The sequence below is a fragment of the Brachybacterium sp. J144 genome (assembly GCF_036321705.1).
GTDB lineage: Bacteria > Actinomycetota > Actinomycetes > Actinomycetales > Dermabacteraceae > Brachybacterium.
Genome location: NZ_JAZDCG010000031.1, coordinates 1 through 16650 on the forward strand (window position 1 = coordinate 1; position 16650 = coordinate 16650).

General features: G+C 72.4%; 13 protein-coding genes. 8 read left to right on the plus strand and 5 right to left on the minus strand.

Features of this window, described 5'->3' with window-relative positions:
* Window positions 1-80 precede the first annotated feature (80 nt).
* The 5 genes from V1260_RS11560 to V1260_RS11580 all read right to left on the minus strand — a co-directional run bounded on the left by V1260_RS11560 (window position 81) and on the right by V1260_RS11580 (window position 6844).
* Entirely contained in the window at window positions 81-1883 is a 1803-nt protein-coding gene (locus V1260_RS11560) for an extracellular solute-binding protein (RefSeq protein WP_329746968.1), read from the minus strand.
* A gap of 334 nt (window positions 1884-2217) precedes the next feature.
* The gene (locus tag V1260_RS11565; protein WP_329746969.1) at window positions 2218-3699 is read right to left on the minus strand and encodes an FGGY-family carbohydrate kinase; all 1482 of its coding nucleotides are present in this window, start codon (window positions 3697-3699) and stop codon (window positions 2218-2220) included.
* 3 nt (window positions 3700-3702) lie between these two features.
* On the minus strand, window positions 3703-4029 hold the full coding sequence (locus V1260_RS11570) for a BtpA/SgcQ family protein (protein ID WP_329746970.1): 327 nt from the start codon (window positions 4027-4029) through the stop codon (window positions 3703-3705).
* Window positions 4026-4454 carry a biopolymer transporter Tol gene (locus V1260_RS11575; protein ID WP_329746971.1) on the minus strand — a complete coding sequence of 143 codons (429 nt, stop codon included), beginning with the start codon at window positions 4452-4454 and terminating at the stop codon, window positions 4026-4028. The genes V1260_RS11570 and V1260_RS11575 overlap by 4 nt, the downstream gene beginning before the upstream one ends.
* Window positions 4451-6844 carry an AAA family ATPase gene (locus V1260_RS11580; protein WP_329746972.1) on the minus strand — a complete coding sequence of 798 codons (2394 nt, stop codon included), beginning with the start codon at window positions 6842-6844 and terminating at the stop codon, window positions 4451-4453. Before V1260_RS11580 ends, V1260_RS11575 begins: the two co-directional genes overlap by 4 nt.
* Before the next feature lie 137 nt (window positions 6845-6981).
* On the opposite strand from V1260_RS11580, the gene V1260_RS11585 reads away from it, so the two are divergent.
* The 8 genes from V1260_RS11585 to V1260_RS11620 all read left to right on the plus strand — a co-directional run bounded on the left by V1260_RS11585 (window position 6982) and on the right by V1260_RS11620 (window position 16632).
* Window positions 6982-7623: a TetR/AcrR family transcriptional regulator gene (locus tag V1260_RS11585; protein WP_329746973.1), complete on the plus strand. Its 642-nt coding sequence runs from the start codon at window positions 6982-6984 to the stop codon at window positions 7621-7623.
* 94 nt (window positions 7624-7717) lie between these two features.
* Window positions 7718-9868, plus strand: coding sequence for a beta-glucosidase (locus V1260_RS11590; protein ID WP_329746974.1), 2151 nt, complete (start codon window positions 7718-7720; stop codon window positions 9866-9868).
* 28 nt (window positions 9869-9896) lie between these two features.
* Window positions 9897-11183: an MFS transporter gene (locus V1260_RS11595; RefSeq protein WP_329746975.1), complete on the plus strand. Its 1287-nt coding sequence runs from the start codon at window positions 9897-9899 to the stop codon at window positions 11181-11183.
* 267 nt (window positions 11184-11450) lie between these two features.
* Complete coding sequence (locus V1260_RS11600) at window positions 11451-12236, plus strand: hypothetical protein (protein ID WP_329746976.1); 786 nt, start codon at window positions 11451-11453, stop codon at window positions 12234-12236.
* Window positions 12237-12339: 103 nt separating this feature from the next.
* On the plus strand, window positions 12340-13356 hold the full coding sequence (locus V1260_RS11605; RefSeq protein ID WP_329747248.1) for an aldo/keto reductase: 1017 nt from the start codon (window positions 12340-12342) through the stop codon (window positions 13354-13356).
* 452 nt (window positions 13357-13808) lie between these two features.
* The gene (locus tag V1260_RS11610; RefSeq protein ID WP_329746977.1) at window positions 13809-14753 is read left to right on the plus strand and encodes a sugar kinase; all 945 of its coding nucleotides are present in this window, start codon (window positions 13809-13811) and stop codon (window positions 14751-14753) included.
* Window positions 14750-15394, plus strand: a complete 645-nt coding sequence (locus V1260_RS11615) for a bifunctional 4-hydroxy-2-oxoglutarate aldolase/2-dehydro-3-deoxy-phosphogluconate aldolase (protein WP_329746978.1) — start codon at window positions 14750-14752, stop codon at window positions 15392-15394. The genes V1260_RS11610 and V1260_RS11615 overlap by 4 nt, the downstream gene beginning before the upstream one ends.
* The gene (locus V1260_RS11620; RefSeq protein ID WP_329746979.1) at window positions 15391-16632 is read left to right on the plus strand and encodes an alanine racemase; all 1242 of its coding nucleotides are present in this window, start codon (window positions 15391-15393) and stop codon (window positions 16630-16632) included. The genes V1260_RS11615 and V1260_RS11620 overlap by 4 nt, the downstream gene beginning before the upstream one ends.
* Window positions 16633-16650 lie beyond the last annotated feature (18 nt).

Below are 16650 nucleotides of genomic sequence, written 5' to 3' on the forward strand. Positions count from 1 at the left end.
CCCGATCACTGGCCCAGACTACCCAATCCCCCACCGGCCAGCCCCCTCCCCCCGCTTCCTCCGGTGTGCGGCGGGGCGGCTCAGCGGCGCGCGGCGTCTGCCTCCGTGAGCACCTCGAGGTAGCGCTCCACCCCGGCGTTGGTGAACGCCGTGACGTACTGCTCCCAGTGGGAGTCGTCCGTCGGATCCAGGTCGCCCAGCGCCATCTGCGTGGTGAGCTGCGCGTAGGTGGTGTCGAGGTTGGTGCGCAGCTCCCCGATCTCCGCGGACTGCGCGGAGGTGAAGAAGGGGCTTGCGTAGATGCTCTCGATCGGGGAGCGGAACGCCTCGTAGAGCTGTCCGGCGCGGAACAGGGCGGGCTCGATCGACGTGCTCTCGTCGACGGCCTCGCCGTGGCGCACGTCGAGGCTCGAGTTGTGCGGGCTGAACTCGGGCCATGCGGCGTTGTCGGGCTTGTCCTCCTCGGCGGGCATCTTGGCGTACAGCGCCGTCCGACCGTCGATCCCGAGCTGCGTCCCGTCGGCCCAGTCCCAGAACACGCCCTGGGCCCCCATGCTGCGATCCAGGGACGGGAGCAGCCCGAGCTGGGCATCCGCCCAGCGCACGAGAGTCGCGGGATCGTCGCAGGTGCTCGAGATGACGAGGCCGACGGCGTCGCCGTGGGACTCGTTCCACGGCACTATCGGCGCCTTCCCTCCCGGGCCCGTGAAGGGCGTCAGCGGCACGAACTCCTTCCAGCGGTCGTTGCCGTCGCCGAAGTCGATGTTGGCGATGGCCCAGTGGTGGGGTGCCTGGACTACGCCCACCAGAGACTTCTCCTCGTTCATCGTGAGGCGCTTGAGCTGGTCGTTGTTCTGCGAGAAGGTGTTGCGGTCGATGAGGCCGTCGGCGGTGAGGCGCGCGACCACCTCCATCACCTGGCGGAAGGGCTCGTCCAGCGGGGTGTAGACGATCGTCTCGCCATCGCGGCGGATGCGCTGGATGCCGAAGTCCATGAAGGCCGCGGCGATCAGTCCGAAGGGCAGCATCCCCGAGTCGCCGCTGAAGGGGCGGAGCTCTGGATCCTTCGCCTTCATGTCGCGGAGCATCTGCTCGAACTCCTCGAGGGTCTTGGGGTGCTCGGACCAGCCGGCCGCCTCCATCGACGGGGTGTGGACCCAGGTGCGGGTGTCCGAGGAGGCGCAGTGGTAGCACTGGTTGACCGCCGGGATCGCATACATCGCCCCGTTCGGGGCGGTCCACGCGGCGCGCAGGTCCGGGTTCTGCTCGAACAGCTGCTGCAGCTCGAGCGCGTACTCGTCGATGAGCTGATCCAGAGGCTGGAAGAGGCCCTGCTCGCCGTAGGCGTAGAGCTGGGCCTTGGTGAACCCGCCCATCCACTCCGGTCCCAGCATGAACGCGTCGGGGAGGTCGCCGCTGGAGATGATGGCGTTGACCTTCGGGGAGCCCTCCTCGCCCTGGGGGACGGTGGAGTACTCGATGCGCACCCCCGTCTTCTCCTCGAGGTATTCGGAGTGGCCGTTGGTGGCGAGGTCGAGACCGTTCTCGCTGCGCGTGAGCACGGTGAAGGTGGTGGAGCCGTCTCCGAAGGGCTCGAGCTCCCGGGCGCGAGGGCCGACGTACCCCTCCGGGTACGGCACCCCGTCGATCTCCGGGCCCAGCTCGGCCTTCAGCGCTGAGGACCCCTGCTCGTACTCGACCATGGCCACGTCGGAGTCGGTCCCGCCCGCACCGCCGGAGCAGCCAGCCAGCGAGATCGTCGCGGGCAGGGCGCCGAGTCCCAGCAGCAGACTCCGTCGCCCGAACCCGCGAGGGCTGGTGGTGTGTGGGGGTGACGCCTCGGACGGCATCGTCGGACGTGCTGCGGACTCGTGAGAGGACATGGGATCTCCTGACCGGTGGCGGACTTGTCCACGACAGGCCTCCGCGGCCGGACCGTTCACTGTTCGTCGTCGGCAGCGTCGGCAGATGGCGAACCCCTCGGACGGGGCGAGAACCCCGTCCGAGCACCTCTTCTCTGACGTGTGCCGCGAGCGTGACCTAGGTCCGATGTATGGGTCAACGGTTTTCGCGAATCGTTACGTTTTCTATGGATCGGGCGGCTGCGGCGAGAACTGCGGAGGAGAGTGATGCTCGGGCGGACGCGGGCTCCATCGGGGACGCCGCGATGCAGGGCATCCGCTGCATTCGCCTGGGTGCCGCCCGGCGTCGCCGCGGTCAACGCCGCGCCAGTGCGCGCATCGTCGCACCGGACACCTCGGCCAGCTCGCGCCAGAGCCGGTACGCCTCGTCGTACCGGGTGACCTGATCCGGCACGGGCTCGACGATGTCGCCCCGCCGCACCAGGGAGAGCGGCTCCGTCCAGTCGGTGAAAGCTCCAGTGCCGATGCCCGCGCTGAAGGCCGCTCCGAGGGAGGCCCCGGGGTGGTCGCGGACCGTCGCCAGGGGAGCATCGAGCACGGAGGCATGGATCTGCTTCCAGAGTAGCGAGGTCGCGCCACCGTTGGTGATCGTGGCGTTCTCGAGCCGTATGCCCTGCTCACGCATCACCTCGGCGACGTGCCGGAACCCGAAGGCGATGCCCTCGAGGGCGCTGCGGTAGAGGTCCGCGGCGCCATGGCCCAGATGCATCCCGGCGAACACGCCCCGCAGATCCGGGTCGTTGACCGGGCTCTTCTCGCCGAGGAAGTACGGCAGGCACAGCATCTCGGCCGGGGCGCGACCCGCGGCCTGCACGTCCATCGCCGCGAGATCGTCGATCTGCAGCAGGGCCTGGACCCACCGGACCAGGCTGCCGCTCGTGGCCATGCAGCCGTTGGGGAGCCAGAGGCCGTCGAGCGGATGCTCGTCGAGGAACAGACGGGCATCGACGACGGGCTCCTCGGCGACGGCGAGGATGTCTCCTGCACCGCCGAGCTTCACCAGCCAGTCGCCGAGCTCTCCGAGTCCTGCGCTGTAGGCGGAGAGGACGTGGTCGGCCCCGCCCACGATCAGCGGTGTCCCCGCGGCGATCCCGGTGCGCTCCGACGCCGCGGCGTCCAGCGCGCCCGCGACCTCGCCCGGCCGTCGGACCGGCATGAGCCGCTCCCGCATGCCCGGCACGGTGTCGACGACCGGCGTGAACACCTCCCCATCGAGGGAGAAGAGCCCCGACTCCAGCGCCCAGTTCGCTTCGACGTGCAACGGGGCGCCGAGCGCCGCCAGCACCCAGTCGTAGGAGCCGACGATCGCGTGCGTGCGCTCCCAGATCTCCGGTTCCTGCCGTGCGATCCAGAGCGCCTTCGGCGCGACGGACTGCTGGCTCAGCACCGATCCGGTCACCGCGAGCAGGGCATCCGTGTCGATCCGTGCGCCGAGCTCGCCGACCTCCTGGCTCGCCCGGGCGTCGTTCTGCAGGATCGCGGCCCGCAGGGGTCGCCCCTGGGCGTCGACGGCGAGGACCGCGGGCACCATGCCCGTCGTCGCGATGCCCGCGATCGCCCGCGGTCCTGCCGCGTCCGCGAGCTCCGCCAGCGCGGAGTCGACGTTCCGGCTCCACTGCGCAGGATCCGCCTCCGCCAGCCCCGCGTCGGGGGAGCGCAGTTGGTTGGTGCGGGAGGCCTGTGCCACCAGGCCGAGCTCGCGATCGACGAGGACCGCCTTCACCCCGGTCGTGCCGATGTCGATCCCGACCAGCAGACCGGGATCCTCCGTCCGCATCACTCAGCCCTTGGCGGCATCGACGAAGCGGCGAGCACGGTCGGCGTCGACGGGGTTCCAGGTGTGGCCGTCGACCTTCAGCGAGGAGCCGACGATGCAGCCGTCGGCGATCGTGAGCATCTCGGAGATCGTCTCGGCCCGAGCGCCCGTGTTCAGCAGCACCGGGACCTCGTCGGGCACGGCCTCGCGGACCTCCCGGAGCGTCTCGGGATCGGGGCTTGCACCGGCCATCGGCCCGGACACGAGGATCCCGTCGGGCAGGGAGGAGGTGACGGTCGAGCGGGCGATCTGCGCCGGTGGCGATGTGGGCCCGCGAGACCTCTGGCTCACTCGCCGGGGCGCTTCTCGTCCACGCCCTCTGGACGCTCACCATGGTGGGACTGTTCCCCGCCGTCGTCGTCCGTGTCGGCGTCGTGGGCTGAGGCGTCCAGCTGCTCGAGCCGAGCGAGTCGATCCGCGGCCTGTCGGCGGCGCTCGTCCTCGGGGCGCTCCCACCATGCGGGGCCCCGCTCTCCGAGGCCTTCCTTCGCGAGCTGGACGCGGTCTCGAGCTGAGCGGACGCTCGCCGGGTCGTCGTCGCGGCCGGCGCGCCCGACCTGGGAGCGGGCTCTGCCCAGATGGCTCTTCAGCGCCCGGACCACGTCGGCCTCCAGCGCCGGGTCCGTGCGTCGCCATCTCCGTCCCCGGATGACCAGAAAACGGTCGTCGCCGTCCGTATCGTCCACGCCAGGCCTCGCCTCGTCGCTGCGGTTCATCCCACCCACTCCAGGAACTCCTCCGCCGTCAGCACGGGCTTCTCCCACTTCGCGGCGTTCTTCGCCTTGGTCGACTGAGAGCCGGCCTCGGCGACGACGAGCACGTCGGTCCGGGTCTTGGTGAGGGTCGGGACGGGGACGAGGCCGCGCGCCTCGGCCATGTCGTGCAGCTCCGCCTTCTCGAGGAATCCGTGCCGGGGTGAGTGGACGGTGCCGGAGAAGCAGACCTTCGCGCCCGGCACGAGGACGTCGGCCGCGCTCGGGGCCGCCTCGAGCGTGAAGTCGTCGGGCAGGACCCGCACCCCGAAGTGCTCCTCCACGGCGTGCAGCCGCCCGATCACCTCCGCGTCCGGCGCGGGCACGCGCGCGAAGGTGCGTTCGAGCAGGCGTGCGAGAACGGCGGCGGAGTCGTCCTCGGCGCCGAGGTTCCCGCCGACGAGGAAGCCCGTCGGCGCGCTCGTCCCCTCCGCGCCCGTGGTGCGAGCGAGCAGATAGCCGTGCCCGGTGACGGCCTGGCGGAACGTGTCCCCGGTCCCGACCAGCTCTTCCCCGGCAGACCGCAGCCGCGTGACCGCATCGCGCACGGCCCGGGCGCGCTCGAGCGCCGTCGGCGCCGATGCGCGGCGGCGCTCGTCGGCCGTGAGCAGCTGGGACGGAACGTTCAGACCGAGCGGCATCGGCTCCACGATCCCGTTGCGCTTGAGCTCGAAGTCGACCTGCGCGAGCTGGGTGTCCACGCCGACGCCGACGGGCACCCGCCCCGCGAGCAGCGCCCCGAGCGCCGGCCACGCCTCGGCGAGCAGCGGCGCGAGCTGCACGTCGCGCGTGGTCAGGCCGAACTCGTCCCGCGCGGAGAACAGGTCGCTGGTGGGGTTGATGACCGTTGAGACCTCGTCCCCGTCGTCGGTGACCACCGCGATCTCGACAGGACGCGGCCGCCATCGGTCCCCGGTCGTGCCCACCGTGAGAACCGACAGGTACGCCTCGTCGAGCGACGACGCGCTCCCCGCCCCGCTGGACAGATACCGCCGCACCCGCTGATCGGTCTTCAGGTCCCGCGGCAGCACCTCACGCTTCAGCACCAGGCCCTCGAGGCTCGTGCACCGCGACAGCGCGACGTACAGCTGCCCGTTCGCGAAGGTTCCGCCGGTGAGGTCCACGACCACCCGGTCCAGGGTCTGGCCCTGCGACTTGTGGATCGTGATCGCCCAGGCCAGCTTCATCGGCAGCTGCGTGAACGTGCCGACCACCCGATGCACGAGCGACCCGTCCTCGACGCCCGGACGCGTGATCTCCCAGGTGTGCTCGCGCACCTGCTCGATGCGTCCGTCGCGCAGCAGCACGGTGACGACGGGCCCGTCGGCATCTGCGGCGATCTCCGTGATGCGCCCCAGCGTGCCGTTCACCCAGCGATCCAGAGGATCGTTCGTCAGCAGCATGATCTGCGCGCCGACGGCGATCCGCAGCGCCTCGTCGGTCGGCTTCTCGAAGCCGTCGGTGTCCCCGGTGACGTGCGCTCGGAAGGTGCGGTCCGGGTCGGGGAGCCGTTCGAGCATCTGCCGGTTCCGGGCGCCGACGATCCGGTTGGTCGTGGCGAGGGTCAGCCAGAACTCGTCGAGGTCCGGCTCGAAGTCCGGGTCCGTCCGACGGTTCAGCTCGGCCCGGGCCTCCTCGAGGAGGTTGCCCTCCCGCACCGCGTTCAGCAGGTCCACGAGATGGTCATCGCCCTGCTGGCGGAAGACGGTCGACAGCTCGACGACCGGGAACGTCTCCTCGTCGAAGGAGCGGGCGGAGAAGGAGAACGGCGTGCCGTAGCGCTCCTCGATCCAGGCCGCCTCGTGATCGGTCACCACCGGCGGCAGCTGGTACAGGTCGCCGACGAGCACCAGCTGCACCCCGCCGAAGGGCGTGCCGGGCCGCGGCCCGAACCGCTCGAGCGCGGCGGCGAGCGCATCGAAGAGGTCCGCCCGCACCATCGACGCCTCGTCGATGATCAGCCTGTCCAGCTCCTTCAGCGCGCTCGCGAACCGCGCCGGGTAGTAGGAGCCGCCGCGCACCAGTTCCTCGCTCACGCCGAGCGGGAAGGAGAACAGGCGGTGGATCGTGTACCCGTCCACGTTCAGCGCCGCGATGCCGGTGGGAGCGACCGTGATCGTAGAGCGGTCGGTCTGCTCGAGATAGTGCCTGATCAGCGTCGACTTGCCGGTGCCGGCCTTGCCCGTGAGGAACAGGTGATCACCGGCGCGGAGGTGGTCCAGCGCCGCCTGGAACTCGGGGGTGACGGTGAGCGGGGCGGTCGCGGGTTCTTCGTCGATCACCGCGAGGCGCGGGTCGCCGGGGGAGGAGGATGGCTGTGCGGCGCGGCTGGCGAGGTGATCGAGCAGTCCCACGAGAGTCCTCTCCGGGCGGGGATGATGCTCCGATCATCCCAGGAGCCGGTGGCAGGGGAGGCGCGGTCCACCGTCCGCGGGCGCCCCGCGGCGCGCCCGTCGAGGGGCGCGCCGACGGCGGGGGTGAGAATGGGCCGATGCGCACCGATCCCCACCCCGAACGCCGCCCCCGACGCCGGATGCCCGCCGCGGACCGCATGGCGCAGATCGTCGACACCGCGACCGTGCTGATCTCGCAGCGGGGCTACTGGGGCACCGCGGTGCAGGATGTGGCGGAGGCGTGCGAGCTCACGGTGCCGGGGCTGCTTCACCACGTGGGGTCCAAGGGAGGGCTGCTGATCCAGGTGCTCAGCCACCGCGATGAGGCGGATGCGCGAGCGCTGGCCGAGTTGCTCGGCCTCGAGGTCTCTCCGGGGGAGTGGGATCCCGCGCAGCTCGGCGTGGCGATGCGAGAGGCGGGCATCCCGCTCGCGACGGTCTGCGACGCGGTGGTGGAGCGCAACGCCTCCCAACCGGAGATCGTGCGGCTGTACAGCGTGCTGGAGTCGGAATCGCTCAACACCGAGCACCCCGGGCATGACTACTTCCGACAGCGGCAGCGGCTCGCCCTGGCGGGGTTCGCGGATCAGGCACCGCCGGGCGTGGATGCGATCGCCCTCGCGCATCATGTGCTGGCGGTGATGGATGGGCTCCAGGTGCAGTGGCTGCGCGACCCGTCCATGGATCTCGTCGCCACCTGGCGGCAGGTGGCGCGCGACATCGCGGGACTCGGAGCCTGAGCCGATCGACCTCTTGTCCGATGGGTCACCCGGTGCTACGTTACCGACAGCCTACTAGGTTGTAGGTAAGCATTCGAGCAAGGAGTCGACACCGATGTCACCCACCCCCTTCGCACAGGCCGTGCACGCGGTCCGGTCCGGAACCCCCGCCACGGACGCCGCCCGCGTCCTGTACGCGCAGCTCACCGAGGACGAGAAGCTCTGGCTCCTCGACGGCGACGACCCCTTCTGGGAGGGGCAGGCCGTCATGATGACCGAGGGCTACAACGTCCGCCCGATCGTGCACGGAGCCCTCGAGCGCCTCGGGATCCCCGGGCTCCGCTTCAGCGACGGCCCCCGCGGCGTCGTCATGGGCCATTCCACCGCCTTCCCCGTCTCCATGGCTCGCGGAGCGAGCTGGGACATCGAGCTCGAGGAGCGGATCGGCGAGGCGATCGGCGCCGAGGTCGCCGCCCAGGGCGGGAACTTCTTCGCCGGCGTCTGCATCAATGCGCTGCGCCACCCCGCGTGGGGACGCGCCCAGGAGACCTACGGGGAGGACCCGGTGCTGCTCGGCGAGCTCGGCGCGGCGCTGACCCGCGGCGTCCGCCAGCACGTGCTGGCCTGCGCCAAGCACTTCGCCCTGAACTCGATGGAGAACGCCCGCCTCACCGTCGATGTGACCGTGGACGACGCCGCGCTGCACGAGGTGTACCTCCCGCACTTCCGCCGAGTGGTGGAAGAGGGCGTCGACGGGATCATGGCCTCCTACAACTCCGTCAACGGAGAGTGGGCCGGGCAGAACGCGGCGCTGCTGACCGACGTCCTCCGGGACCGCTGGGGCTTCGAGGGCGTGACCGTCTCCGACTTCGTCTTCGGCATCCGGGACGCCGCCACCAGCATCGAGGCGGGCCTCGACGTCGAGGAGCCCTTCCGCCAGATCCGCGCCGAGCGCCTCCCCGCCGCCCTCGCGGAGGGCACCGCCACCTGGTCCGCCGTGGAGCGCTCCGGACTGCGCATCCTCGCCACCCAGATCCGCTTCGCCGCCACCCACGACGCCGAGGTCCCCTCCGTCGACGTGGTCGCCGGACCGGAGCACCGCGCTCTCGCCCGGGAGGCGGCATCGCGCGGCGCCGTGCTCCTGCGCAACGAGCCGGTCGCCGGCGGTGAGCCCGTCCTGCCCCTGGACGGTCCCGCCCTGAGCACGCTCGCCGTCATCGGGCGCCTCGCCGACCTTCCCAACACCGGCGACCACGGCTCCTCCGATGTGCGCGCCCCGCAGGTCGTCACCGTGCTCGCCGGACTGCGCACCGCCCTGCCCCACGTGGAGATCATCCACGTGCCCGAGGACGATCCGGTCGCGGCCGCCCGCGCCGCCGCCGCCTGCGACGCCGCGATCATCGTCGCCGGATACACCGCCGCCGACGAGGGCGAGTTCGCCGATCCCAACGCCTTCACCGAGGACCTCGTCGGCCTGTTCCCCCCGCACCCGGGCGGAGCGACCCAGCAGCAGGCCTCGATGGCCGGGATCGAGGCGATCGACGCCGGCGGCGATCGTGAGCAGCTCACGCTGCGCGAGATCGACGAGGAGATCATCCGCACCGTCGGCGCCGCCAACCCCCGCACCGTGGTCGTGATGATCGCCGCCGGGGCAGTGCTCACCGAGACCTGGCGCGATCAGGTCCCGGGCATCGTGATGGGCTGGTACGCCGGCGTGGAGGGCGGCCACGGGATCGCCGACGTCCTGCTTGGTCAGGCGGACCCGTCGGGCCGCCTGCCCTTCGCCATCCCCACCAGCGAGGATCATCTTCCGTACTTCGACCGGAACGCCACCGAGATCACCTACGACCGATGGCACGGCCAGCGGCTGCTGGACCGGCTCGGCGTCGACGCGGCCTTCCCGCTCGGCTTCGGTCTGTCCTACACCACCTTCGAGCTGGGCGAGGTCACCGTGCGCCCCGAAGGGGACGAGGCCGCCCGGGCCACCGTGCTGGTCACCAACACCGGCACCCGCGAGGGGCGCCACGTGGTCCAGGTCTACGGCGAACGACCGGTCATCCAGGACCGGGTCCTGCTCGGATTCGCCCCGGTCCTGCTCGCCGCCGGCGAGAGCCGGCAGGTCGAGGTCCCGCTCACCCTGCGACCCCTCGCCGTCTGGGATGAGCAGGCTGACGACCTCGTGCTGCCCGTCGGCGAGGTCGACGTCCGCGCCGCCGCCCACGCCGCTGATCCCCACGCCGTCACCACCACCCTCCCGCTCGCCTGACCCACCCCCGCCCCTGAAAGGGACAATGATGTCCGCTGCCCTGTCGTCGTCCTCCCCGGACGCCGTTCCGACCCCCACCCCGCCCGTGACCCCCGCCCGCTCCCGATTCGACGTGCGCCTCGCCATCGCGATCGTGATCGGGAACCTGCTGTGGATCGCTCCGTTCATCGCCGGGATCAGTGTTCTGGTCCCTGCTCGTCTCGAGGTGATCGCCCCCGACCAGAAGGTCGCCGTCATCGCCACCCTGGCCACCACCGGATCCGTCGTCGCGCTGGTGGCGAACATCGTCTTCGGCGCGCTCTCGGACCGGACCCGGTCGCGTCTCGGTCGGCGAGCGCCCTGGATGATCCTCGGCTCCCTGGCCTGTGCGGTGTGCTTCTGGGCGATCTCCGCCGTCGGCTCCGTCGTGGCACTGGTCCTCCTGTGGTGCACCTTCCAGTTCTTCCTCAACGCCATCGTCGCCCCGCTCATCGCGATCATCCCCGATCGGGTCCCGGAAGCGCGGCGCGGAACCTTCTCCGCGATCTACGGCGTCGGCAGCACGCTCGGCGGCGGGCTCGCCGGGATCGTCGCCTCCCGGTTCGTCAGCGATCCCCGAGCCGGCCTGGTCGTCTTCGGCATCGCGATCGCGCTGGCCGGGCCGCTGGTCGCCCTCATCGCCCCAGATCGCTCCAACCGGGACGACCCGAGATCACCGTTCACCAGGGCCACGATCCTGCATCAGTTCTCCTTCCCCCGGCACGGGGCCCGCGACTTCTACCTCGCGCTGACCGGCAAGCTGTTCTTCGTCCTGGCGCTGTACACCGTCACCGGATATCAGCTGTACATCCTCACCGACCACTACGGCCTCGGCATGGCGGCCGCCGGCGGCATTATCGCCACCGTCGCGGCGATCCAGACGATCGGCTCCCTGGTCTCGGGCTCGCTCGCCGGCCCGCTCTCGGACCGCCTCGGCCGACGCAAGGCGCCGGTGGTGGGCGCAGCTCTCTTGCTCGCCCTCGCGCTCGCCGTGCTGTTCCTATGGCACGACAGCAACGCCATGATCGTCTTCGCGGTCCTCGGACTCGGGTTGGCCTTCGGAGTCTTCAACTCCGTCGACCAGGCCCTGAACTACTCGGTGCTGCCGGACCCCGATGTCGCCGCGAAGGACCTCGGAATCCTCAACATGGCCAACACCGGCGGCCAGATCCTCGGCCCGCTGGTCATGGCGCTGGCGATCTCCTCCCTGGGCGGATACGGAGCCGGCTTCGCGATCTCTGCGGTGATCGCCCTGCTCTCCGCGGGGACGATCGCGATGATCCGCGGGGCCCGCTGAGCCCAACGCGCCGCGGTGTGCCGGCGGGCTCGCCGGCACACAGCACGTCGGGGGGCGTCCGTGCCCGTCCGCGTCGGCCCGTCGGCTCGTCTGTCGTTGCCCCTGCCGATGCTGTCCCTGACGACCTGCTGAACGGTGCGGGTCCCCAGAGGAAAGGACGTGCCGCCGGCCAGCGGCACGGGTGATCATGTGTGGCAGTCTCTGAAGGGCGCCGGGACAGACCCGGCGAACGGGCAGTCCCCGCAGGCGCCGAGCAGCCCCTCCCGCGTGACGCCGCTCGCGCTCGGCGCGCTCATCGTGTGCGTCGGGGCGTTCGTCCTCGGCCTCGTGCCGCTGGCCGGTGCGGTTCTCGGCATCGCCGGCATCGTGCTGGCCGTCCTCGCCGCTCGCCGGGGGCAGGCCACGAGGCGCACCTACGCCGCCGCCGTCGCCGCGGCGGTCGCGACTCTCGCATCGGTCGCGACCACGATCGCGCTCATCGGCCTCGTGGCGTTCTCCGGCGGCGAGGGAGACCCGGCGCCGGTGGCGGCCTCCGAGCGGTCGAGCACGTCGGCCGAACAGGACGAGGCGCCGACGTCGGAAGCACCGACCTCGGAGGCGCCGCCGCCCGTCCCCACCGCGTCGGCCCGCCCGCCTGTCACGGCGGAGCCCACCCCGGAGCCCACCCCGGAGCAGGACGCCGCCCCGGACCTCAGCGCCTACGAGGAGCTGGACAAGCGGACCCTCGCCCAGATCGTCAAGGCCCCTGACGACCACCTCGGTCGCCAGGTGATCCTCTACGGCGCCATCACCCAGCTGGACTCCGCGACCGGGAAGTGCACCGTGCGGATCTCCGTCTCGAACGAGCCCGAGGGAGACTGGTACGAGTACGAGCACAACACGGTCGGCTTCGCCGGCGACGGCGAGTCCGACTGCCCGGTCCTCGACCCGTTCGTCGCGGAGGACGAGGTGAAGCTGTGGGTCACGATCGGCGGCAGCCTCAGCTACGACACCCAGATCGGCGGCAGCACGACGGTCCCCGCGTACCTGATCGACGCCGCGGAGCTGCAGTGAAACCGTCTTGACAGGCGAATGCCCGTCACAGCAGGTTGGAGGCGGTGCGGAGTCATCCGCATCGCCGCCCCACCCCGAGATCACCGCGAGGTCGAAGATGTCCATGCAGCACCGCACCCCTGCCCGTCTGGGCCGTGCGCTCTCCGTGATCGGCCAGGGCTGCTGGCAGATCGGTGCCGACTGGGGGACGGTGAGCGACGAGTCCGCGAACGCGGTGCTCGACACCGCCGTGGAGGCCGGGGTCACCTTCTTCGACACGGCCGACGTCTACGGCGACGGCCGCAGCGAGCGGCTCGTCGGCGCCCTCCGGGAGCGTCTCGGATCCGACGAGGACCCGTCCCGCCCCCTGTTCGCCGCCACCAAGGCCTCGCGCCGCGCGGACCCCTTCGCTGCGGAGAGCATGACCGAGGAGAACCTCCGCGCCTGGGTGGAGCGCTCCCGGCAGAACCTCGCCATGGACACCCTGGACCTGCTCCAGCTGCACTGCCCGCCGCCGGCCGTGTACCGCGACGACCGGGTGTTCGACGTGCTCGACACCCTCGCGCAAGAGGGCAGGATCGCCGCGTGGGGCGTCAGCGTGGAGACCTGCGAGGAGGCTCTGCTCAGCCTCGAGCGGGAGCACCTCGCCTCGATCCAGATCATCGTGAACCCCTTCCGGCTCAAGCCGCTCGAGCAGGTGCTGCCCCTCGCCGACGAGCGGGGCGTCGCGATCATCGCCCGGGTGCCGCTCGCCTCCGGCCTGCTGACCGGCAAGTTCTCGCCCGACAGCCGATTCGCGGCCGACGACCACCGCAGCTACAACCGCCACGGCGAGGCCTTCGACCAGGGCGAGACCTTCTCCGGCGTGGCCTACGGGACGGGGCTGGAGGCCGTGGCCCGGCTCGAGGCGGCGCTCGCCGGTCAGATGCCGCTCGCCGAGGCCAGCCTCCGCTGGATCGTCGACCAGCGGGGCATCACCGCCGTGATCCCCGGCGCCAGCAGCAGCGACCAGGCCCGCGCGAACGCCGCCGCCGGCAGCGCGGCCACCCCCGAGCAGCAGGAGATCCTCGACCGCTTCGACGCCGCCGTGCACGCCACCTACGACGAGCTGCTGCGGGACTCCATCCACCCCCGCTGGTGAGAGCTCGGGCGCGCCCCGCTGGCCCGGTGCCCTCCCGCCGAGCCCGCCCCCGCGACCTGCTTTCCCCGCCCCTCGCGCCCTCCGTCTGCCCCCTCGTCCCGCCCCGCCCTCGTGAGGTCCACAGAAGTGGGGTTATTCGGCGCGGATTCCCCCATTTCTGTAGAAGTTCTGCGGGCAGGTGGGTGGAGGTGCGCGCCGTGGCCAGGTGGGTGGGGGTGCGCGCTGCGGCCAGGTGAGCGAGGGGTGCGTGCCGCGGCCAGGTGGGTGGGGGGTGCGCGCCGAGGCCAGGGGAGTGAGCTTGCGCGCTGCGGGCAGGGGGGTGCGAGCCGCGGCCAGGGGGGCGGTGCGCCGGGGTGTCCAGGGCGCGACTCCGATGGGCGGCACCCGCCCGCGCCCGGTACGGTGGGCGCACTCCTGATCCCCCTGGCACCGTCGTCCCCCGGAGGAGCTCCATGACCACGCCTGTCGAGCGGGCGCTCGCCGGCGTGCTCGCCGCGCGCCCCGTCGACCTCCTCGCGATCGGCGAGACCATGGCGCTCGTGGTCCCCACCCACCCGGAGCCGCTGCGCACCGCGAGTGAGTTCCGGCTGTCGATGGGCGGCGCCGAGTCGAACGTGGCCTGCCATCTCGCGGCTGCCGGGCACCGCGCCGCCTGGTTCAGCGCGCTCGGGGCCGACGCGCTCGGCGACCGGGTGCGGGACGAGATCGCCGCGCACGGCGTCGACGTCTCGCGCGTGCGCCGGGACCCGTCGGCGCCGACGGGCCTGTATCTCAAGGACCCCGGCCAGGGCGTCCTCTACTACCGGGCGGGATCCGCCGCCTCGCGCCTCGGCCCCGCGGACCTCACCGCCCTCGACCTCGAGGACGTGCGCATCGTGCACCTGACCGGCATCACCCCGGCGCTCTCGGCGAGCTGCCGCGCCCTGGTGCCCGCCGCGACCGCCGCCGCCCGCGCCGCCGGCGCCCTGGTCAGCCTCGACGTCAACCACCGCCCCGCCCTCTGGGCGAGCGTGGACGAGGCCGCGGCGACGATCCGCGAGGTCGCGCTCGAGGTCGACGTGGTGCTCGTGGGCCGGGACGAGGCGGAGACCCTGTGGGGCACCGCGACGCCCGACGAGATCCGTGCGCTGTTCCCCGACGTCCCGCACCTCGTCGTGAAGGACGCGGACGTCGAGGCGGTCGAGTTCACCGCCGACGGCCGCACCGCCGTGCCCACCCCGCGCGTCGAGGTGGTCGAGGCCGTCGGCGCCGGCGACGCCTTCGCCGCCGGCTGGTTCGACGGCCTGCTCCGCGGCGAGGACGCGACCTCCCGTCTCACCCGCGGCCACGCCCGCGCTGCCCGCGCCCTCTCCAGCACCCACGACATCCCCACCCCCGACGAAGGAGCCCCCGCATGACCGACATGACCGACCCCGACCTCCAGCCCGACCTCGTCGACTCCACCGAGTACTTCGACCAGGCGTTCGACGGCGCCCCGCTCATGGCGATCCTGCGCGGCATGGGCACGGAACGCAGCCTCGCGCTCGCCACCACCGCCTGGGACCTCGGCATCGACCTCGTCGAGGTGCCGCTGCAGACCCCCACCGACCGCGAGGCGCTCGCCGCCGTCGTCGCCGCGGGCCGCGAGCGCGGCAAGGACGTCGGCGCCGGGACCGTGCTCGACATGGCGACCGTCGAGGCGGCCGCCGAGTCCGGCGCGCGCTTCACCGTCAGCCCCGGCCTCGACCTCGAGGTGGTCCGGGCGAGCGAGGAGGCCGGCCTCGCGTCCCTCCCCGGCGTCGCGACTGCGACCGAGGTGCAGCGCGCCCACACTGCGGGCCTGCGCTGGCTGAAGGCCTTCCCCGCCTCGCTGCTCGGCACCGGCTGGTTCCCGGCGATGCGCGGCCCGTTCCCCGAGGTCCGCTTCGTCGCGACCGGCGGGATGAACGCGCGCAACGCCGCCGACTTCCTCGACGCCGGGGTGCGGGTGGTCGCCGTCGGCAGCGCCCTCGAGAGCGACGCGGAGCTCGCCCGGCTCGCGGAAGTCATCGCCCGATGAACACGGCGGGCGGCCGCCGGGTCACGGCGCAGGACAAGTCCTTCCCCGCCGATCTGATCGGTCGCCCGGTGCGCGACCTCGACGCGCCGCTCGCCGCCTTCTCGACCCCGCTGCTGGTCCTCGACGACGTGGCGATCGAGCACAACCTGCAGGTCATGGCCGAGTGGTGTGCGGCGCGCGGACTCGAGCTGCAGCCCCACGGCAAGACCACCATGGCGCCCGCGCTGTGGGCTCGGCAGCTCGCCGTGGGCGCCACCGGCATCACCGTCGCGACCGGCTGGCAGGCCGACGTGGCGCTCCGCGCCGGGGTGGGCACGGTGCAGATCGCGAACCACTGCCTCGACCCGGCGCTGCTGCGCCGCCTCGCCGCGCACCTCGCCGAGCATCCGGAGCAGGAGGTCGTGTGCTGGGCCGACTCGCCGGCCGCGGTCGAGCTCATGGAGGCGGCGCTGCCCGCGGGCTCGCGGCTCGGGGTGCTCATGGAGCTCGGGGCCGACGGGGGCCGCACCGGCGCCCGCGACGAGGACCTCGCCGTGTCGATCGCCGAGCGGATCGCCGCCTCCGACCGCCTGGTGCTGCGCGGCGTCGCCGGCTACGAGGGGGCGCTCGGCCACGATCGCGGTGAGGCAGCGCTGCGGGCCGTGAGCATCTGGTGCGAGCACCTCGCCGCCCTGGTGGGGAGGGTGGCGCCGCTCGTCGACGGGCCCGCCTGGATCACCGCGGGCGGCAGCGCCTACCCGGACCTGGTGGCCGACGCGATCGCCGGCATCCCCGGCACCCGGCCGATCCTCCGCTCCGGCGCGTACATCGTCCACGACAGCGGCTTCTACCGCGGCATCTCCCCGCTGGACCGCGACCGGGGCCTCGGCGAGGGGGAGGCGCTACGACCCGCGATGTGGGCCCACGCCCGGGTGATCTCTCAGCCCGAGCCCGGCCTCGCCCTGCTCGACGCCGGCCGCCGCGACGTGCCCTTCGACGAGGGGCTGCCGGTGCCCGTCGGCGTCGCCGCCGAGCTGGGCGGCGAGGAGCGGCCCCTGCCCGCGGAGGCGCGCGCCGAGATCACCGCCCTCAACGATCAGCACGCTTTCCTGCGCTGGCAGGGCGAGGCACCGGTCGCCGTGGGCGAGGTGGTGCGGCTCGGCCTCTCCCACCCCTGCACGGCCTTCGACAAGTGGCGCCTGATCCCCGTGGTGGGCGCCGACGGTCGCGTGCGCGAAGCCGTCGAGACGCTGTTCTGAGCGGTGGGGCGGCCCCGC

Bases quoted from the DNA above. Each gene is read 5' to 3' on its own strand.
- V1260_RS11560 (WP_329746968.1), bottom strand. From the start codon at position 1,883: ATGTCCTCTCACGAGTCCGCAGCACGTCCGACGATGCCGTCCGAGGCG.
- V1260_RS11565 (WP_329746969.1), bottom strand. From the start codon at position 3,699: ATGCGGACGGAGGATCCCGGTCTGCTGGTCGGGATCGACATCGGCACG.
- V1260_RS11575 (WP_329746971.1), bottom strand. From the start codon at position 4,454: ATGAACCGCAGCGACGAGGCGAGGCCTGGCGTGGACGATACGGACGGC.
- V1260_RS11585 (WP_329746973.1), top strand. From the start codon at position 6,982: ATGCGCACCGATCCCCACCCCGAACGCCGCCCCCGACGCCGGATGCCC.
- V1260_RS11590 (WP_329746974.1), top strand. From the start codon at position 7,718: ATGTCACCCACCCCCTTCGCACAGGCCGTGCACGCGGTCCGGTCCGGA.
- V1260_RS11595 (WP_329746975.1), top strand. From the start codon at position 9,897: ATGTCCGCTGCCCTGTCGTCGTCCTCCCCGGACGCCGTTCCGACCCCC.
- V1260_RS11605 (WP_329747248.1), top strand. From the start codon at position 12,340: ATGCAGCACCGCACCCCTGCCCGTCTGGGCCGTGCGCTCTCCGTGATC.
- V1260_RS11610 (WP_329746977.1), top strand. From the start codon at position 13,809: ATGACCACGCCTGTCGAGCGGGCGCTCGCCGGCGTGCTCGCCGCGCGC.
- V1260_RS11615 (WP_329746978.1), top strand. From the start codon at position 14,750: ATGACCGACATGACCGACCCCGACCTCCAGCCCGACCTCGTCGACTCC.
- V1260_RS11620 (WP_329746979.1), top strand. From the start codon at position 15,391: ATGAACACGGCGGGCGGCCGCCGGGTCACGGCGCAGGACAAGTCCTTC.